At 72.6% G+C, this 18,492-nt stretch carries 13 protein-coding genes and 1 pseudogene; 6 read left to right on the forward strand and 8 right to left on the reverse strand.

Features of this window, described 5'->3' with window-relative positions:
• The first annotated feature begins 74 nt into the window (after positions 1-74).
• Positions 75-1,901: a DUF8189 domain-containing protein gene (locus tag OP86_RS33290; RefSeq protein ID WP_051829608.1), complete on the forward strand. Its 1,827-nt coding sequence runs from the start codon at positions 75-77 to the stop codon at positions 1,899-1,901.
• Between the two features lie 85 nt (positions 1,902-1,986).
• Here OP86_RS33290 and OP86_RS03010 read toward each other — a convergent pair whose 3' ends face one another.
• A complete protein-coding gene (locus OP86_RS03010; RefSeq protein WP_051829609.1) occupies positions 1,987-3,405 on the reverse strand; it encodes an MFS transporter in 1,419 nt (472 codons plus the stop codon).
• Complete coding sequence (locus OP86_RS03015; protein ID WP_051829610.1) at positions 3,402-4,205, reverse strand: glycerophosphodiester phosphodiesterase family protein; 804 nt, start codon at positions 4,203-4,205, stop codon at positions 3,402-3,404. Before OP86_RS03015 ends, OP86_RS03010 begins: the two co-directional genes overlap by 4 nt.
• Positions 4,206-4,688: 483 nt before the next feature.
• Between OP86_RS03015 and OP86_RS03020 the strand changes: the two genes are divergently transcribed.
• The 4 genes from OP86_RS03020 to OP86_RS03035 all read left to right on the forward strand — a co-directional run bounded on the left by OP86_RS03020 (position 4,689) and on the right by OP86_RS03035 (position 10,919).
• Complete coding sequence (locus OP86_RS03020) at positions 4,689-6,773, forward strand: PEP/pyruvate-binding domain-containing protein (protein WP_030058555.1); 2,085 nt, start codon at positions 4,689-4,691, stop codon at positions 6,771-6,773.
• A 95-nt stretch (positions 6,774-6,868) separates the two neighbouring features.
• Positions 6,869-8,224, forward strand: a complete 1,356-nt coding sequence (locus OP86_RS03025; RefSeq protein ID WP_030058554.1) for an ATP-grasp domain-containing protein — start codon at positions 6,869-6,871, stop codon at positions 8,222-8,224.
• Between the two features lie 36 nt (positions 8,225-8,260).
• Positions 8,261-9,388, forward strand: a complete 1,128-nt coding sequence (locus OP86_RS03030) for a glycosyltransferase (RefSeq protein ID WP_030058553.1) — start codon at positions 8,261-8,263, stop codon at positions 9,386-9,388.
• Positions 9,389-9,623: 235 nt separating this feature from the next.
• Positions 9,624-10,919, forward strand: a complete 1,296-nt coding sequence (locus tag OP86_RS03035; protein ID WP_051829611.1) for an FAD-dependent monooxygenase — start codon at positions 9,624-9,626, stop codon at positions 10,917-10,919.
• Here OP86_RS03035 and OP86_RS03040 read toward each other — a convergent pair.
• The 6 genes and pseudogenes from OP86_RS03040 to OP86_RS03070 all read right to left on the reverse strand — a co-directional run bounded on the left by OP86_RS03040 (position 10,913) and on the right by OP86_RS03070 (position 17,464).
• A complete protein-coding gene (locus tag OP86_RS03040) occupies positions 10,913-11,113 on the reverse strand; it encodes a hypothetical protein (RefSeq protein ID WP_030058551.1) in 201 nt (66 codons plus the stop codon). The two genes, OP86_RS03035 and OP86_RS03040, sit on opposite strands and share 7 nt — an antisense overlap.
• Before the next feature lie 37 nt (positions 11,114-11,150).
• A pseudogene (locus OP86_RS34505) lies at positions 11,151-11,822 on the reverse strand (L-arabinose isomerase family protein); the annotation flags it as partial.
• A gap of 13 nt (positions 11,823-11,835) precedes the next feature.
• Positions 11,836-12,504, reverse strand: a complete 669-nt coding sequence (locus OP86_RS03055) for an L-ribulose-5-phosphate 4-epimerase (protein ID WP_030058548.1) — start codon at positions 12,502-12,504, stop codon at positions 11,836-11,838.
• Entirely contained in the window at positions 12,501-14,198 is a 1,698-nt protein-coding gene (locus OP86_RS03060) for a ribulokinase (RefSeq protein ID WP_051829612.1), read from the reverse strand. The genes OP86_RS03055 and OP86_RS03060 overlap by 4 nt, the downstream gene beginning before the upstream one ends.
• A 333-nt stretch (positions 14,199-14,531) precedes the next feature.
• Positions 14,532-15,563 (reverse strand): LacI family DNA-binding transcriptional regulator, encoded by a 1,032-nt coding sequence (locus tag OP86_RS03065; protein WP_030058546.1) that lies wholly within the window; start codon positions 15,561-15,563, stop codon positions 14,532-14,534.
• Positions 15,564-15,979: 416 nt separating this feature from the next.
• The gene (locus tag OP86_RS03070) at positions 15,980-17,464 is read right to left on the reverse strand and encodes an arabinofuranosidase catalytic domain-containing protein (protein ID WP_078653550.1); all 1,485 of its coding nucleotides are present in this window, start codon (positions 17,462-17,464) and stop codon (positions 15,980-15,982) included.
• A 558-nt stretch (positions 17,465-18,022) separates the two neighbouring features.
• On the opposite strand from OP86_RS03070, the gene OP86_RS37345 reads away from it, so the two are divergent.
• Complete coding sequence (locus tag OP86_RS37345) at positions 18,023-18,247, forward strand: hypothetical protein (RefSeq protein WP_209440332.1); 225 nt, start codon at positions 18,023-18,025, stop codon at positions 18,245-18,247.
• Positions 18,248-18,492: the final 245 nt, after the last annotated feature.

Raw genomic sequence — 18,492 nt, forward strand, 5'->3', positions numbered from 1 at the left:
CCACGGTTCCCCGGGGTCGTCGGCCGGACGCCGACGGCCCCGGGGCTTCCGTACGCTCACCCAGGAGAACTCCCATGCCCCGTAAGACCCAGCCCCGCAACTGGCGGGCGGGCGTGCTGGTGACGGCCGCGGCCGCCGGCACGCTGACCACGTTCGCCGCCTCCCCGGCCGGCGCCCTGGCCGGTGACACGGCCGCGGACGGCGCGTACGCCGCCACCGCCCGTCTGGTGATCGGTGACAACGTGCGCGTCTGCACCGGTGCGCTGGTGGACCGGTACTGGGTGGTCACCGCCGCGTCGTGCTTCGCCGACGACCCGGCGCAGCCGCAGGCGTTGGCCGCCGGTGCGCCGAAGTGGAAGACCACCGCCGGCATCGGCGGCACGTCCGCCCAGGTCGTCGAGCTGGTGCCGCGTCAGGACCGCGACCTGGTGCTGGCCCGCCTGGCCGCCCCCGTCAACAGCATCGCCCCTCTCGCCGTCGCCACCACCGCGCCGACCGCCGGGCAGGCGCTGCGGGTGCCCGGGTACGGGCGCACCAAGGACGAGTGGGTGCCGAGCAAGCTGCACACCGGCGCCTTCTCCCTGGACACGGTGAGCCCGACCGGGGTCGGCATCACGGGTACGGGCGGTGCGGCGGTCTGCAAGGGCGACACCGGCGCCCCGGCGATCCGCGAGACCAACGGCAAGGCCGAGCTCGTGGCCGTCGCCTCCCGCTCCTGGCAGGGCGGCTGCATCGGCGTCCCCGCCACCGAGACCCGCACCGGCGCCTACAGCACCCGGGTCGACGACCTCGGCGGGTGGATCCAGCAGGTCCGCGACGGCTGGTGGGACACCGTCACCGCCAACCCGGCCGCCCGCAGCTCGGTCTACGACCCGGTCCGCAAGACGGCCACCACCTTCGCCGTCGACGCCAAGGGCCACCTCGTGTTCGCCTGGAGCACGGACGGCGTGACCTGGAACGGGTGGCAGCAGATCGGCGACTGGACGTTCGCCAGTGTCCCCACCGCCCTGTTCAACCCCGCCACCGGCGGCATCGAGCTGTTCGCGGTCGGCGGCGACGGCGTGCTCTCGCAGACCTACTGGCTGCCCGACAACCAGGGCTGGCGCGACTGGCGCATCGTGGAGCCCAACTCCAGCCTGAGGTTCACCGGCAGCCCCACGGCCGTCTACAACCCGGCGACCAAGACCGCGGAGGTCTTCGCCACCACGACCAAGGGCCCGGTCGCGCATTCCTACTTCACCCCGGGCATGGGCGGCTGGAGCGGCTGGTACGAGATCGGCGACTGGCAGTTCGCCGGTTCCCCCAGCGCCGTCTACAACACCGCCACCGGCGGCATCGAGCTGTTCGCGGTCGGCGGCAACGGCGTGCTCTCGCAGACCTACTGGCTGCCCGACGGCAAGCCGTGGCGTGACTGGCAGATCGTGGAGCCCAACTCCGACCTGCGGTTCACCGGCAGCCCGACCACCGTCTACAACCCGGTCAGCAAGACCGCGGAGGTCTTCGCCACCACCACCAAGGGCCCGGTCGCGCACGCCTACTTCACCCCGGGCATGACCGGCTGGAGCGGCTGGTCCACCATCGGCACCCGGTCGTTCGCCGGCAGCCCGAGCGCGGTCTTCGACCCCGCCACCGGCGGCATCGAGCTGTTCGCGGTCGGCGACGGCGTGCTCTCGCGCACCGAGTGGCTGCCCGACGGCAAGCCGTGGCGCGACTGGACCGCCATGCAGGACTGGAAGTTCAGCGCGGGCCGCGTCCCGAGCGCGACCTTCAACGCCGCCGCGAGCACCACCGACCTGTTCGCCACCGGCAGTGACGGCGCCATGAACCACGCCTCCTACAAGACGGAGTCCGGCTGGAGCGGCTGGAAGACCATCGGTGGCACCACCCTGACCACCGGCTGACGCACCCCCGGGGGGCGGGTGGTGCCGAGCCCGGCACCATCCGCCCCCCGCCGCGCCACCGACTGCGCCTCCGGGGCCCGGTCCGTCACAGCCGTTCGGGGACGGGGTTCCCGACGGCCTCGATGGCGCGGCGCACGGGGACCTTCACCAGGACCGCGAAGCCGATCACGAAGAACACCAGCAGCGAGATGATCGCCGACCGGTAGCTGCCGGTGACCTGGTACGCGAGGCCGAAGACCAGCGGGCCCATCCAACTGGTGCCGCGGTCACTGACCTTGTAGACGCTGAAGTACTCGGCCTCCTTGCCCGCCGGGATGAGGTGGGAGAACAGCGAGCGGGACAACGCCTGGCTGCCGCCGAGCACCAGCCCGATCATGCAGGCCAGGGCGTAGAACCAGAGCGGCTGGTGGGCGGGCATGAAGTAGCCGAGCGCGAGGGTGACCACCCAGCCGACCAGGGAGCCGAGGATGGTCCGCTTGGCGCCGTACCGCCGGGCGATCCGGCCGAGCAGCAGGGCGCCGCCGATCGCCACGACCTGGACCATGAGCACGGCGGTGACCAGCGAGGTCTGCTCCATGCCGAGTTCCTCGCTGCCGTAGAGCGAGGCCTGGGAGACGACGGTCTGGATGCCGTCGTTGTAGCAGAGGAAGGCCGCCAGGTAGAGCAGCGTGAGCGGGTGCCTGCGCATGCCCTTGAGGGTCCGGCCCAGTTGGCGCAGGCTGCCGTCGGCGGGCTCCTCGGACGTCCCGGAGGGGTCGGACGGCCCGGACCTGCCGGGGGAGACCCCTGCCCGGGAGGGCAGCCGCAGCAGCGGGACGAGCGTGAACAGCGCCCACCACAGGCCCGCCGAGGCCAGGCAGATCCGTACGGCCGTGCCGGAGGACAGGCCGAGCGCGTCGTGGCCCTGGAACAGCGCCAGGTTGGCGATGAGCAGCAGTCCGCCGCCCGCGTAGCCGTACGCCCAGCCCTTGGAGGAGACCGCGTCCCGCTCGTCGGGGGCGGCCAGGCCCGGCAGGTAGGCGTACGAGAGCGCGACCGACACCGCGTACGCGATGTTGGCGACCACCAGCAGCGCGCCGCCGAGCAGGTAGCGGTCGCCGTCGAGGAAGAACATCCCCATCGTGGCGACCGCGCCGACATAGGCGAAGCCGCACATCAGCTCCTTGTGCCGCCCGGTGCGGTCCGCGACCGTGCCGGTCAGCAGCATCACCGCGACCGAGATCAGCACCGAGAAGGAGACCGTGTACGGGAAGTAGGACCCGGCGCGGATCGACAGCCCGAGCGGGTGCACGTCACCGGAGGCGTCGGCGGCGTTCTTGGCGACGGTGGTCAGGTACGGCCCGAGGAACACCGTCAGGACGGTGGCCGAGAAGGCGGCGTTGGCCCAGTCGTTGATGTACCAGCCGAACTGCATCCGGCGCAGGGCGCGGCCGTCGTCGGCGGCGGCCGCCGGGTCGGCCGTTGGATCGTCCGGCAGGTGCGTCGCCGGGTTCGTGGTGCTCATGGGGTCCCCATCACCGTGCTGGAGTCGGTGCTGCCGTCGGTCCAGCAGCCGCGCTCGCCGAGGACGTCCCGCAGGACGTCGATGCGATCGGCCATGATGCCATCCACTCCGAGGTCCAGGAGAGCCCTGATCCGTGTGGGATCGTCCACAGTCCAGACGTGGACCTGCAGGCCGAGGCGGTGGGCGGCCCGGACGAACGCCCGGTCGACCACCCGCACGCCCCGGTGCCGCTCCGGCACCTGCGCGCACACCCCGGCGAACGGCGCCCCGCGCCCCCGCAGCAGCGGCCCGGCCAGCGAGCGCAGCCGCAGCCGGGCGACCTCGCGCGGGCCGAGCGAGGTGGCCAGCCGGGGGCCGGCGGCGGCGCGGACGGCGGCGAGCCGGCTGTCGGAGAAGCCGCCGACGCAGACCCGGTCCCAGGCGCCGGTCCGGCGGATCGCCTCGACCAGCGGTGCGACGGCCGGTGCCGCCTTCACGTCGATGTTGAACCGGGCGTCGGGGAAGGCACCGAGCAGGTCCTCCAGCAGCGGCACGGGCTCGGTGCCGCCGATCCGGGCCCGCCGGACGGTCTCCCAGGGCAGCTCCGCCACGGCTCCGGCGCGGTCGGTGACGCGGTCGAGGCGGGAGTCGTGGAAGGCCACCAGCACGCCGTCGGCGGTGGCGTGCACGTCCGTCTCCAGGTAGCGGTACCCGAGGGCGACGGCGGCCTCGAAGGCCGCGAGCGAGTTCTCGGGGTGGCCGAGGTCGCCACCCCGGTGGGCGAAGGCCAGCGGCCCCGGGTGGTCGAGGAAGGGGTGCATGTCGTGCTCCGAGCTGCTGGGAGAGGAGGCCGCGCAGCCCGGCTCCGCCGCCGCCCCGGACCCGCGCGCGTTACAGTATTACGCACCCTGTCAAGCAGTAATGTGCGGCCTCCGCTGCCGCTCGGCACGCACGCTCCCGGCGCCCGGGGGTGCATGCCGGAGCGGGAAGTCGGTCTGTCCGACTTCCCGCCCCTGCCGAATGTCCTGTCGCGTATCAGCGCCGGCGGTGCCCGTCCCGATGGCATGGCCCGAGAGCATGACCGGCCGGGAGATCGTACAGAAATCAACATTTTGGCGATATGTGATCGGTTTTGATCGCCAAGGTGCCTCATTTCACATGGCTGAAACATTCCATGGTGGCCAGATGTCACATGACTATTCGTCAGAAGTTCGGATTTGATGGCAGTGTGTGTGCAGCCGTACCACCTTCTGACCTGGTGCACACCGATCGTGTACACGATGACGAATGGCTGAACTGTGCGCATGACCCGTCCGGATCGCAACGAAGCGACCACGCGGACCCGCCCGACAGGCGAAAAGCTCACCACCCAGGAGTTCTCCCGGCTCGCCGGCAACGTCGGCGGCTATCCCTATGTGAAGATCGTGCTCGACCGTGCCGAGTCGGAGCTCCACTTCATCGACAGTGCCGACGGCACCCTCCACGTCCGCTACATCGCGTGCGAGATACTCGGCATGTCCCTAGACGAACTGGCCCGTGGGCTCGATTCGTTCAATGACGACGTCTACCGGAATCCCGACCGCCGGTTCTATCTCGGCACCCTCGCCCTGCACACCCGGCAGGTCGCCGGGGAAGGCCAGGAAGCCGACGCCTTCCTGTCGCTGGAAACCGTCGACGTCGACACCATGTCCCAGGACATGCTGCGCTCCTTCTACCACCGGGTGCGCGACCACATCGACCCGTCGCTGCCGCTGCTCCTCAAGCCGGCCAACCACCGGCAGGAGGCCTACGTCGCCGGGATCCCGGAGAGCGAGATCCCGCGCGTCCTGTCCCACGAGCTGTACTCCACCGCCTCCTTCGTGCCCCTGAACGCCGGTGAAGCGCACGGGAGGCTGCGGGTGTTCCGCTCGGAGGCGGAGTACCGGGCCGACCCCGAACCGCTGGAGTGGCACGACATCGTGGTGATGCCCCGGGTGCCCGAGGACGTCCCCCGGGTGTCGGGCATCATCCACACCGAGCACACCACCCCGCTCTCCCACATCAACGTGATGGCCGCCGGGTGGCGGATCCCCAACGCCGTCGGCACCGGTGCCGTCGAGCGGATCGAACAGGCCGGACTGGCCGGGCGATGGGTCCGCTACCGGGTCGACGCCGATGGCTCCGACCTCCACCTCGAAGCCGCGCAGCCGCGCCCCGAGGGGGCCGGGTCGACGCTGCCGGCCGAACGCGTCACCGTGGACCGGCCCGACCTCACGCCCACCCCGATCACCGCGCTGTCCGAACTGCGCGCGGGCGACCACGTCCGCTTCGGCACCAAGGCCGCCAACCTCGGCGAACTCACCCACCTCCTCCAGCACGGCTCACCCCGCTGGCTCGGCTTCTACCGCGTCCCCCGCCCGCCCCGGGACAACCTGCTGCGCTACCTGGCCCGGCAACTCGGCCTCCCGGAGCACGCGGAGCACCCGGACGAGGCAGAACTGGACGCCGCCGCACTGCGGTTGGTGAAGGAGCACGCCCAGGTGCCGCGCGGGATCGTGCTGCCGTTCTCGCTCCAGCAGCGCTTCCTGGACTCCTCGGCGGAGCTCCGGGACGTCCTCGACCGGCTCGACTCCGCACTCCTGAACGGTACTTCGGGGACCTCGGGCACCTCGGGGACTACGGGCACTTCGGGGACGGCCGCGGCCGCGCAGGTGGGCGAACTCTGCCGCGAGGCGCAGCAGTTGATCCGCACCGCCCCGCTGCCCGGCCCGGTCCGCACCGAGATCGGCCGGGCACTCGACCGGCACCTGTACGGCGCACCCGTCCTGGTCGTCCGCAGCTCCTCCAACGCCGAGGACCTGCCCGGCTTCTCCGCCGCCGGACTCTACGAATCGGTGGCGAACGTCAGCGGCACGGACGCGGTCACCGACGCGGTCCGGGAGGTCTGGGCCTCGCTGCTCTCACCGCGCGCCGTCCTGCTGCGGCAGCAGGCGGGCATCCCCCTCGACCGCTGCGGCATGGGCGTCATCGTCCAGGAGCAGGTCGGCGCCACCGTCGGCGGCGTCCTGGTCACCTGCAACCCGCTGAGCCCGCAGGACTTCCGCAACGTCTACCTCAACATCTCACCGCGCTCGGTGACCGAGGTCGTCTCCGGCCAGGGCGCCCCGCTCCAGTACCTGTGCAACACCATGGAGGGCGGCAGCCGCACGGTCTCGCTGGGCACCGCCGGCGCCGACCTGGACCCCGCGACCAAGGACCTGGTGGGCCGACTGGCCCTGATCAGCAGGCTGCTCCAGTCCCACTTCTCGCCCGACGAGGGCTACGCCGCCCCGGTCGACATCGAGTGGGCGATCGAGGGCGACCGGGTCGACCTGCTGCAGCTGCGCCCCTTCCGCACCGCCGCCCGCTGACCCGGGTGCAGCGGCGCCCGCTGACCCCGGTCGCACCGTCCGCGGGCGCCGCGGCCGTCCACCGGCCGAGCGAACTTCCGTCAGGAGAAAGCACGTTGAACAAGATTCTGTACGTCTACGTCAAGGGCGGCGCCCCGCTGGAGTACGCCTTCCCGCGGATCGCCGCCTGCGGGGAACTGCACGTCCTCGCACTGGCCCCGCTGCCCACGACCGCCCAGGACGCCTGGCGGCCCAGCTGCACCAGCATCGAGCTGGTGCCGGACGCGCCGCGCGGCGAGGAACTCGTCGCGCTGATCACCGCGTACGCGCGGGCCATCGGCGCCGACGCGGTGCTGACGCTCTCGGAGTTCGCGGTGCTGGCCGTCGCGCACGCCGCACGCCGGCTCGGCCTGGCCGGGCCCGGCGAGGGGATCGTCCGGGCCAGGGACAAGCGGCTGATGCGGGAGGCGTGGGCCGCCGCCGGAGTGCCGATCCCCGGGTTCCGCCGGGTCGACAGCCTCGCGGACCTGGACGCCGCGCTGGCCGCGTTCACGCCCCCGCTGCTGCTCAAGCCGGCCTGGGGCGCCGGATCGGTCGCCCAGATCGTGCTCGACTCGGCCGCGGACGCCGCCCCGGCGTGGGCCGAGATCGAACGCGGGCTCCAGGCCGGCAGCCGGGTCGGCATGAACGAGCTCTACGCCGCCGACACCGACCGGGACCGGCTGGTCGAGGAGATCGCCCAGGGCTCCACCGAGGGCTGGTACCAGGAGCCCGGCTACGGCGACTACGTGAGCGTGGAGGGCATCGTCGCGAACGGCGTCTACCGCCCGCTGGCCATCACCGCCAAGCTGCCGACCGTACCGTCCTTCGTCGAGGTGGCCAGCACCTCGCCCTCCGTCATGGCCGTACCGCTGCAACGCCGGATCGAGGAGGTCTCGCGGCAGGCCGTCGACGCGCTCGGCCTGGAGAACTGCGGCACCCACACCGAGCTCAAGCTGATGAAGGACGGCGAGCTGGTGGTCATCGAGACCGCGGCCCGCTTCGGCGGCCTGCTGACGACCCGGCAGGTCCACGAGGTGTTCGGCATCGACCCGATCGGCATGCTGGTCCGGCAACTGCTGGGCGAGCGGGTCGACTACCCCGAGGCCATGCTCACCGACGGCCTGCGGGCCGCCGCGTCGGTGGCCGTCGTCCCCGCCGACGCCTTCGGCGTGCCCTGGCGCACCAGGCCGGTCTGGGCCCCGCAGGCCGTGGACTGGCAGAGCCTGCTGTCCCCGGGCAGCACCATCGAGGCCGTTCCCGCCTTCGCCATGCCGGCCGGACAGCCCGTGCCCGCCTTCGACCCCAACGCCGGGTCGCGCAACTGGCTCGGCGTCTACCTGCTGAGCGCCGTCGACGCCGCCACCCTGCAGCGCGACTGCAACGCCGTGCTGAACGGCCTGGAAGCCGCCCTGCACCGGGCCGCCGGCTGACCCCGCCCTCCTTCTCCCTCCCGCTGAGGTTCCTCGATGCGTGTACTGTTCGCCGGCGCGCCCGGCGTCGGCCATCTCTTCCCGCTCGTCCCGCTCGCCCGGGCGATCCGCGGACTCGGCCACGAGGTCGCGGTGGCCTCGATGGACGGCGGCGAGGCGGTCGCCGCGTCCGGACTGCCGTACCTGCCGCTCGCCCCCGGCGTCGACTGGCGCCGGGAGATCAGGGAGGCCGGCCGCACCCGACGGCCCGACCTGATGCGACGGGTCGTCGAGACCAACGCCGCCGACCGCGAGGCCTTCGTCCCGCTGGCCGCCCACGTCAACGCCGCGGTGGCCGACGCCGCCGTCGAACTCGCCGCACGCTGGCGGCCGGACCTGGTGGTGTACGAGTACCTGTTCCCGGCGGCCCTGCTCGCGGCGGCCCGCCTCGGCGTGCCGGCCGTCCAGCACGACCTGGGCTTCGTCCGCACCTCCGGGCTGCGCTCGCTGATGCTCACGGAGATGGCCGAAGCCTTCGCCCGGCACGGCCTCGACCCGCTGCCCGAACCGGCCGACACCATCGACCTCGCGCCGCCGAGCATGGCCGGGGGAGAGCCGTACGGCCGCACACTGCGGCCCGTCGCCTACAACGGTGAGGGCGAGCTCCCCGAACCCCTCGCCGCACCCGCCCACCGCCCGCGGGTGGCCGTCACCCTGGGCACCGTACCGCCCAAGACCGACGGCCTGACCAGGATCGAACGGGTGATCGCGGCCGCCGCCGACCTCGACGCCGACTTCGTCCTGGCGACCGGCGAACTCGACCTCGCCACGCTCGGCACCCTGCCCGCCAACGTCCACCCCTACGGCTGGGTGCCCTGGCGCGCACTGCTCGACACCTGCACGGCCGCCATCCACCACGGCGGCAGCGGCACCGCCCTCGCCGCCCTCGACGCCGGCATCCCCCAACTCGCCCTGCCCGACGGCTCCGACCGCCACATCAACGCCCACGCGGTCCGCGACCGCGGAGCCGGCCTCAGCGCCACCGCCGAGTCCATCGGCCCGGCCCTGCTCGACCGCCTGCTCACCGACACCACCCTGGCCCGCACCGCCCGCGAGGTCAGCGCCGAGATCGCGACGATGCCGAGCCCCACCGCCCTGGCGGAACACCTCACCGCCACCGGCTGAGCTCCCCGGGAAGAGCCGCCCGCCCCCGGCCCCGCCCGCCGGCTCTGGCAGCGCCTTCGGGGCCGGGGCCAGTGAGCGGGCGGGCGGGGTGAGCCGCGTCGGCGGTGTGTCAGTGTCCTGCCGGTGAGCTGTCAGTGGTGTCAGCGGGCTGTCCGTGCCCCGAAGGTGCCTCGACCGAGGCTGGACACGGCAACACGGCAGCACGGCCGTATCACCGATTCACGGGAGGTCCACCATGGCGAACACCTCGACAGCGCCGAACACGTCGACGACGCCCAGCCGCTCGCGCACGACCTCGGTCCTGGTCTCCGGCGCCGGGATCGCCGGCACCGCCCTCGCCTACTGGCTGGAGCGCTACGGCTTCCGGGTCACCGTGGTCGAGCGCGCCCCGTCGCTGCGCGGCGGCGGTCAGGCGGTGGACATCCGGGGCAACGCCCTGGGGGTCGTCGAGCGGATGGGCCTGCTGGAGGAGGTCCGGGCCCGCCGGACCGGTCTGCGCGGGATGTCCCTGGTCGACGCGGACGGCCGCGAGCTGGGCCGCACCACCGAGTGGACGGCCACCGGCGGCCCCGTCGGCGGCCCCGACGTGGAGATCCTGCGCGACGAACTCGCCGAGCTGGTCGCGGGGGCGGCCGGGCCCGGCATCGAGTACCGCTTCGAGGACGCGATCGACACCCTCGTCCAGTACGGGGACGGCGTGCAGGTCCGGTTCCGCAGCGGCACCGAGCAGTCCTTCGACCTCGTCGTCGGCGCCGACGGCCTGCACTCGAACACCCGCCGCCTCGTCTTCGGCCCCGAAGCCGACTACCTGCACTCCGTCGGCACCTATGTCGCAGGCTGGAGCGTCCCCAACCACCTCGGCCTGGACCGCTGGGAGGTCATCCACCAGCCCGGCGGGACCACCGACCGGAACTGCCTGGCGATGACCGCCCGCGACAACACCGAGCTGCGCGTCTTCGTCTCCTTCCGCAGCGACGAACCGCTCGACCGCATGCTGCCCCGCGACCGCACCGAGCAGCGCCGGCTGATCGCCGAGCGCTGCGCCCACCTGGGCTGGGAGGTGCCGCGCTTCCTGCGGGGCATGTGGGACACGGACGCCTTCCACTACGACGTCGTCGCCCAGATCCGGATGGAGCGCTGGTCCAACGACCGGGTCGCCCTGCTCGGCGACGCCGGGTACTGCTGCTCCCCGCTCACCGGCCAGGGCACCAGCGTGGCCCTGACCGCCGCCTACGTCCTGGCCGGCGAACTGCACGCGGCCGACGGCGACCACCGGACCGCCTTCCCCGCCTACGAGCGGCGGCTGCGCGACCACGTGGCGGCCAACCAGGCCATCCTCGACCTCACCGCCGACCTCTACTCCGGCGACGGCCCCGGCCCGGCGCCCGCGGCCCCGGCGGGCACCACCGCGACCCCGGAGGGCGACGCCGCGACCACCGCCCCCGCGGGCGTCCCGGACTTCGACCGGCCGGGCCCGGAGCTGGAGGAGGCCTTCCGCGCCGCCACCGTCTTCGACCTGCCCGACTACTGACGGCCGGACGGAACCCCGCTGCGGTCGAGCAGCGCGTGGAGGCGTTCCGCGGACAGCGCCGGGTTGGCGGCCGCGCCCTCGACGGACTCGGGGCCGGCCGACTCGCGGGCGTCCACCAGCGACCCGACCAGGTCGAGGGGGAGCAGCGGGTTCGCCGCCGCCGCCCGCCGGACGTGCGGGTCCGGGTCGGTCAACTGCCGTACGGGCGGCCGCGCGAGGCCGGTGTCGGCCGTCCTCCGTCGCGTCCACGGCGGCGACGAGGTCGTTGACGCCGTAGGTGTTGACGGAGACGCCGAAGCGCAGCTGGGCCTCGACCTTGTCGCCCTCGGTGACGGCGACGTCGCGCATGTTGTCGCCGAAGCGGGCGAGCTTGAGGCTGCGGAGTTCGGCGCGGCCGGCGGCGGCGCGGGCCCAGGCGGCGATCCTGGAGGACACGGCGGGGTCGGTGACGTGTCCGGCGACGGTCTTGCGCGGCACGCCGAGGCGGGACTGGATGTAGCCGAACTCGCGGTCGCCGTGGGCGGCCTGGTTCAGGTTCATGAAGTCCATGTCGATGGAGTGCCAGGGCAGTTCGACATTGGCCTGGGTGTGCAGGTGGAGCAGCGGCTTCTGCAGGGCATCCAGGCCGGCGATCCACATCTTCGCCGGGGAGAAGGTGTGCATCCAGGCGATCAGGCCGATGCAGTCGTCCGCGGAGTTGGCCTCCAGGCAGACCCGGCGGATCGCGGCGGCGTCGGTGAGGACGGGCTTCCAGACGATCTCGACCGGCAGGAGGAGGTCGCGGTTCAGCTCTTCGGCGATCCGCTGGGACTGCTCCGCGACCTGGCGCAGGGTGTCCTCGCCGTACAGTCCCTGACTTCCGGTCAGGAACCAGACCTGGCGGCCCTCCAGGGGCTTCTTCATGGGGGTGGCTCCTTCACCGGCCCTGGGGCTGGCCGTAGACGTTCTGGTAGCGGAAGTTGAGGCTGTCGATGTCCGCCTGGGCGATCGGCAGGGGCTCGCCGAGCTGGCGGGAGAGGTGGACGGTGCGGGCGACGTCCTCGCACATCACGGCGGCCTTGACCGCTGCCTTGGCGTCCTTGCCGATGGTGAACACACCGTGGTTCTGCATCAGGACGGCGGGCGAGCGGTGGCCCTTGAGGGTGTCCACGATGCCCCGGCCGATCGAGTCGTCGCCGATCAGGGCGAAGGGGCCGACCGGGATCTCGGCGCCGAACTCGTCGGCCATCGCGGTGAGCACGCAGGGGACCGCCTCGCCGCGGGCCGCCCAGGCGCAGGCGTAGGTGGAGTGGGTGTGGACCACTCCGCCGACCTCGGGCAGGTGACGGTAGACGTAGGCGTGCGCGGCGGTGTCGGAGGAGGGTGCGTGGTCGCCCTCGACGACGTTCCCGTCCAGGTCGCAGACGATCATGTTGTGCGGCGCCAGCTCGTCGTAGGAGACGCCGCTGGGCTTGATCACGAGCAGGTCCTCGCCGGGGACGCGGGCCGATACGTTGCCGGCGGTCCAGACCACCAGGTTGTAGCGGACCAGCTCCTGGTGCAGGTCGCTGACCTGGCGGCGGATGAGGTCGATGGTCGCGTTCACAATGCCTCGCTCGGGGTGGTGAGGGCGGCGTTCCGGATGTCGCGCAGGCGGTGCAGGAGCTTGTCGGCGCCGAGGCCGAAGTGGTCGTGCAGGGCACGGTATTCGGCGAAGAGCCGGTCGTACACGTCGGCGGCGGCCGGGTCCGGCTGGTAGACGCCCTCCTGCACCCGGCCCATGGCGTCGGCCGCGGTCCGTACGTCCGGGTACGCCCCGGCGGCGACGGCGGCGTGGATCGCCGAGCCGAGCGCCGGGCCCTGCTCCGACTCGGCCACCGAGACCGGGCGGCGCAGCACGTCGGCGTAGATCTGCATCAGCAGGGCGTTCTTCTTGAGGCCGCCGGTGACGATGAACTCGGTGACGGGGACCCCGCCCTGCTCCAGGGCCTCGACGATGACCCGGGTGCCGAAGGCGGTGGCCTCCAGCAGAGCCCGGTAGATCTCCTCGGGGCGGGTGGCCAGGGTGAGTCCGACGATCACGCCGGACAGGTGGTGGTCGACCAGGGTGGAGCGGTTGCCGTTCATCCAGTCGAGGGCCACCAGGCCGTGCGCGCCGACGGGTTGGGCGGCCGCCTTGCGGGTGAGCAGCCGGTGCAGGTCCTCGCCGTTGGCCTCGGCCTCGGCCAGGTAGTCGGCGGGCACGCCCTGGCGCAGCCACCAGGCGAAGATGTCGCCGACGGCGCTCTGGCCGGCCTCGTAGCCGTAGGAGCCGGCGACGATGCCGTCCTGGACCACGCCGCAGATGCCGGGGACGTCGGCGAGCGTCTCGCCGTTGACGACGTGACAGGTGGACGTACCCATGATGGCGAGGAGCCGGCCGTTGTCGACGGCGCGGGCGGCCGGGGCGGCGACGTGGGCGTCGACGTTGCCGGCCGCGACCGCGATGCCCTCCGGCAGGCCGGTCCACTCGGCGGCCTGCGCGGTGAGCGAGCCCACCCGGGAGCCGAGCGTGGAGAGCGGGTGTTCGAGGCGGGTGCGGGCGAAGTCGGCGAAGTCCGGGTGGAGCGCGGCGAGGTAGTCCTCGCTCGGGTAGCTCCCGTCCTGGTGGATGCCCTTGTAGCCGGCCGTGCAGGTGTTGCGGCTCTCGGCGCCGGTGAGCTGCCAGACGATCCAGTCGGCGGCCTCGATCCAGCGGGCGGTCGCGGCGTAGACGGCCGAGTCCTCCTCCAGGACCTGGAGGGCCTTGGCGTACTGCCACTCGGCGGAGATCCGGCCGCCGTAGCGGGAGATCCACTTCTCGCCGCGGGCGTGGGCCAGGGCGTTGATCCGGTCTGCCTGGCCCTGGGCGGCGTGGTGCTTCCAGAGCTTGGGCCAGGCGTGCGGGCGGGTCTCCCACGCGGGCGTCTCGGCGAGCGGGGTGCCGTCGGCGAGTACCGGCAGGACGGTGCAGGCCGTGAAGTCGGTGGCGATCCCGATGACGTGGGCCGGGTCGACGCCGGCGGCGGCGATCGCGGCCGGGACGGCGGTGCGCAGCACCTCGCGCCAGTCCCCGGGGTGCTGCAGCGCCCAGTCGGGCGGGAGCGGCCGGCCGGTGCCGGGCAGTTCGCGCTCGATGACGGCGTGCGGGTACTCGTGGACGGCGGTTCCAACCTCCTCGCCGTCCTGTACCCGGACCACCACGGCGCGGCCGGAAAGGGTGCCGAAGTCGATGCCGACGACGTAGCGGTCCGCGTCGTCGGCGGCGGGGATCACGGTCACTTCGTCATCCTTCGTACGGGAGGGCGGTGTTGGCGCCTGTCGCCGGTGCGATCCTCGACCGGGGCAGGGCGGAAGGCACCGGCGACAGGCTTCGTTCCGCTACCTCTCCCTCTGGAGGGCGGAACGCATGTCCGTCGGCCGGACGCACGGAAGCGGGCGCAGTGGGCCCGGCCGACGGAGAGTGGGGGCGTTGATGTCGTTCTTGTTAACGCTCATGTGAATTGTTAACGCTAACAATCTCCCTGTCAAGGGAGGTTTCGCGGCCTGATTCAACAAAAACGGGTGATCAGGGCGCTGGAGCCGACCGGGACGGTCAGTGGCGGCCGGAGGGCCTCAGCGCCGCATGGCGGGGCCCACACTGCGCCGCAGCACCAGCTCCGGGGTGATCTGCACATGCCCCGGGGAGGGCGCGGAGCTCTCCAGCTCCCCGACGAGCATCTCAAGGGCCCGTCTGCCGAGTTCGCCGAAGTCCTGCCGCACGGTGGTCAGCGGCGGGGTGAAGTAGGCGGCCTCCGGGATGTCGTCGAAGCCGACCACGCTGATCTCGTCCGGGACCGCCCGCCCGGCCTCGTGCAGGGCGCGCAGCAGGCCGAGGGCCATGTGGTCGTTGGCGCAGAAGACGGCGGTGACATCGCGCAGTTCGATGATCCGCAGCCCCGCCTGGTAGCCGGACCGGGCGCTCCAGTCGCCGCGCTGCACCTCCGGCACGGGGGCGCCGGCCGCCTGCAGCGTGAGGCGCCACCCCTCCTCGCGGTCCTGGCTCTCCAGCCAGTTGGCCGGTCCCGCCACGTGGTGCACGGTGCGGTGGCCCAGGTCGAGCAGGTGCCCGGTGGCCTCTCCGGCCCCGAAGCGGTTGCCCACCGACACCATGGGCACCTGCGTCTGGTTGCCCGATCCGACCGCGACGACCGGCACCGAGCTGGAGAGCCGGGCCACCGCGCTGACGGTGGAGGTCTGCGGCGCGATCACCACGACGCCCTCCACCCCCTGGTCGCGCAGCCGGTCGACGGCCTCCTGGACCGAACGGCCGTCCAGCGAGCGCAGACTGGTCACGCTGACGAAGTACCCAGCGCTGCGCGCGGCCTGCTCGATGCCGTCCAGCATCGACGCGGGCCCGTAGAGCGTCGAGTCGAAGCTGACCACGCCGAGGGTCTGCGAGCGACGGGTGACCAGGGCGCGGGCGGCGGAGTTGGGCCGGTAGTCCAGCTCCCGGATGGCGGCCAGCACGCGGTCCCGGGTGTCCGGCCGGACGTGCGGGGCGCCGTTGAGCACCCGGGACACCGTCTGGTGGGACACACCGGCCAGTTTCGCCACGTCCGCCATCACGGGCTGGCGCTGTTCCGTCCCGGCACTCTCGGTTCCCACTAGCAGTCCCCTCCTCGGCTGTGACCACAGTACGCGACCAGGTCCAGGCCAATTCGTCACCCTCGGTCCATCGGGCGGCTCTCTTCATACCAGCCGGTCGGGCCACCCACATGTGGCCATTGCGGCGAGTGAGCGCTCACGGCTTCGCCCCAACCACCAAAAAGGGCCGGATCGGGCGCCGCGGGCATGTACGTGATCTCGACGCCTCCGACACCTCCGACGCCTTCCCGCTTCGCGGCCGGGTCACACCATTCGAAGGCCGGGACCGCGGAATCGCGTGCCCGCCCGGACGCCGCAGCCGGGCGGAAGCGGCCGGGCCCGCAGCCTGGCCGAAGCAACCGGGCCCCGCAGCCTGGCGGAAGCGATCGGGCCCCGGCTCCGCTCGGTGCGGAGCCGGGGCCCGGCCGGGAGGGTCGTCAGCCGCGTGCCCACCGCTGGTTGTCGCCGCCCCAGCAGTTCCACAGCTGGACGGGCGTGCCGTTCGCGACCGCCGCCCCGGCGACGTCCAGGCACCGGCCGGACTGGACGCCCACGACGCTGCCGTCACCGTTGAACTGCCACTGCTGGTTGGCACCGCCGTTGCAGGGCCAGGTCACCACCTTGGTGCCGTCGGCGGTTCCGCCCGCGTACGCGTCCAGGCACAGCGTGGTGCCGGAGAGGTTCACGGTGAGCCGGCCGTCGGCGGTGCGGGTCCAGGCCTGGTTGGCTCCTCCGTTGCAGCTGTAGATCTGCGCCTGCACCCCGGCCGTGCTGGAGGCGTTCGGCACGTCCAGGCACTTGCCCGAACCCGCCCCGCGCAGCGCCCCGGTGGCAACGACGGGGGCCTCGGTGTAGCCGGCGGCCACCACGTTGGCCTGGACGGCGTTCTCGGTGGCGTCCGAGGGGTAGCCGCTGGTCATCACGCCTTCGTAGAAGGTGCCCCGGGCGCCCTTGCTGTTGTCGCCGCCGATGCCGAGGATGATCGCGCCCTCCTTGTGCATCGGGTTGTAGCCGGAGGCGTTCGGGCGCGGCCCCGAGTAGAACGTCGACAGGCCGCCGGACCGGGCGTCGCCGGCGCGGATCGCCCACTGGTTCGGCGCGCCCTTGACCATGGCGGTCAGGAAGCGGTGGTCGACCGTCGGGTCGTTGGCGTTGTAGCCCGTGTTGGCCCCGGAGAACAGGCCGTTCTCCAGGTCGGCCATCACCCAGGGGCCCGGGCCGCTGCCGTAGCCCCAGACCTTGATGTTGCCGAAGTAGATCGCCTCCATGTGACCGTTGCCGGTGTCGTTGCTGCTCGTCTCGGCGTTGCCGTAGTCGAAGCAGCAACCGCCGTTGGAGTGCGTGCCGTCGAGGATCGCGTACATCCCCTCGGGCTGGTCGCCGGTCGCGATGCCCGAGGTGTGGTTGTTGCGGTACCCGGTGCCGGGCGCCACGTAGACGCCGTACGCCTTGTGACCGTTGAGCGTGGTGGGCGCGAGGGTCGCGACGGCGAGGTCGTCCGGGCCGGGCGCGGCCCCGCCGCCGGGCGCCTGGGTGAGGTGGTTGCGCCGCCCGCTCTGGTCGTAGATCACGCTGATGACGCAGGTGGTGCCGGCGCAGAACGCGTCCTGCGCGGCGGCGTCGGCGTAGCCGCCCGCGCCCAGGGCGCCGATGTCCCGTACCGCCTTGTCCGACGTGCGCGTGACCTGGTAGAGCGGCCCGCCGTAACCGGCGTACAGCGCGCGGGTGGTGCTGTGCGCAGCCACGCAGGGCGTCCCGCCCGCGGCGTAGATGTCGCACGGCCCCTGCGCGGCCGCCTGTGCCACGCCGCTCGTCGCGGCGGCACCGGCCAGTGCGCCGACCAGGACGGCGAGGGCCGCCCCGGCTCGGGCGAGGCGGCGCAGCGCACCGCTTCCGCGGATCGTCCTTCTGTTGTCACTCATGGTGTCTCCCTGCTCATCCTTGAGCGCGGCCAGGGGGTGATGTGAGCGCTAACAGTCGCGACAGTGCTCCTTTCGACCGCGCTCCGTCAAGACCTTCGACAGATCCCACCGACCCGCCGGCCCACTCGCTTCCGCGGCCTGGCGGTACGTCAACAAGACTCAGCGCCAGGCCTGTTGACGGTCGCCATGTGAGCGCTCACACTCAAACCTCGATGCACCCCGTCGCCTCCGGGCCCACCGCACACCCCTGTCGCCCCCTTTCGGCTGCGCCCCCACCCCACCGGCAGTGACCGAGTGGAACAACCGTGCGCGCACTCCTCCGTCGGCGTTCCAGAACCTGCCGCACGGCGTCGGCCGCGGTCGCCGTCACCGTCCTCGCCCCGGCCGCCGGCTGCAGCAAACAGGGCGCCGGCGGCTCCCGCGCGGGGGGCGCTGCGCCGGGCCCTGTTCGACCGCGCCGGCACCCGGCACGAGGCCCACGCCCTGCCGGCGGAGATCGGCATCGGGGGCGTCGACGTCGACCGACCGGTGGAGCGGCCGCCCGTCCCGCTGCGGCAGATGATCGAGATCGCCGAGGCCTGGGGCAACCGGCCGCGGGCCCTGATCCTGATCCTGATCCTGGCCCTGGTCCTGGTCCTGGCCCTGATCCTGATCCTGGACGAGCCGACCTCCCCATCGTGCTCGGCTGCATCCCGGGCCCGGCCGTCACGGCCGACCGCCTGCGCGCCAGGCGCGTGGCGAGGAGGTCCTGAGGCCGTACCGCAACCAGTTGTTCACCGATGATTCACCGAACTCTCACGCGGCGAATTCCGGCGGGGCCCGCCGTTCCGGTGGAGCGTGTCCGGCCGGTCCGGCCGACGGCGAACCGCTATCCAACGGTGATCCAAGGCCTCTTGACGCCGCCGTTGTTAGCGTTAACACTTCATTACACGCCAGGCCAGAGCCATCGCCGCCCCGACGTTCCACAGCGCGAGGGACCGCTCCGGCCGGCCCCGCTCGACCGCTCCCAGTCGCCCATCAGGGGCGCG

The sequence above is a fragment of the Streptomyces novaecaesareae genome (assembly GCF_000716875.1).
Taxonomy (GTDB): domain Bacteria; phylum Actinomycetota; class Actinomycetes; order Streptomycetales; family Streptomycetaceae; genus Kitasatospora; species Kitasatospora novaecaesareae.

What these genes read in the sequence shown, in the direction of transcription:
- OP86_RS03035 (WP_051829611.1), top strand. Translation starts at nt 9,624, where the DNA reads ATGGCGAACACCTCGACAGCGCCGAACACGTCGACGACGCCCAGCCGC.
- OP86_RS37345 (WP_209440332.1), top strand. Translation starts at nt 18,023, where the DNA reads ATGATCGAGATCGCCGAGGCCTGGGGCAACCGGCCGCGGGCCCTGATC.
- OP86_RS33290 (WP_051829608.1), top strand. Translation starts at nt 75, where the DNA reads ATGCCCCGTAAGACCCAGCCCCGCAACTGGCGGGCGGGCGTGCTGGTG.
- OP86_RS03010 (WP_051829609.1), bottom strand. Translation starts at nt 3,405, where the DNA reads ATGAGCACCACGAACCCGGCGACGCACCTGCCGGACGATCCAACGGCC.
- OP86_RS03020 (WP_030058555.1), top strand. Translation starts at nt 4,689, where the DNA reads ATGACCCGTCCGGATCGCAACGAAGCGACCACGCGGACCCGCCCGACA.
- OP86_RS03070 (WP_078653550.1), bottom strand. Translation starts at nt 17,464, where the DNA reads ATGAGTGACAACAGAAGGACGATCCGCGGAAGCGGTGCGCTGCGCCGC.
- OP86_RS03015 (WP_051829610.1), bottom strand. Translation starts at nt 4,205, where the DNA reads ATGCACCCCTTCCTCGACCACCCGGGGCCGCTGGCCTTCGCCCACCGG.
- OP86_RS03030 (WP_030058553.1), top strand. Translation starts at nt 8,261, where the DNA reads ATGCGTGTACTGTTCGCCGGCGCGCCCGGCGTCGGCCATCTCTTCCCG.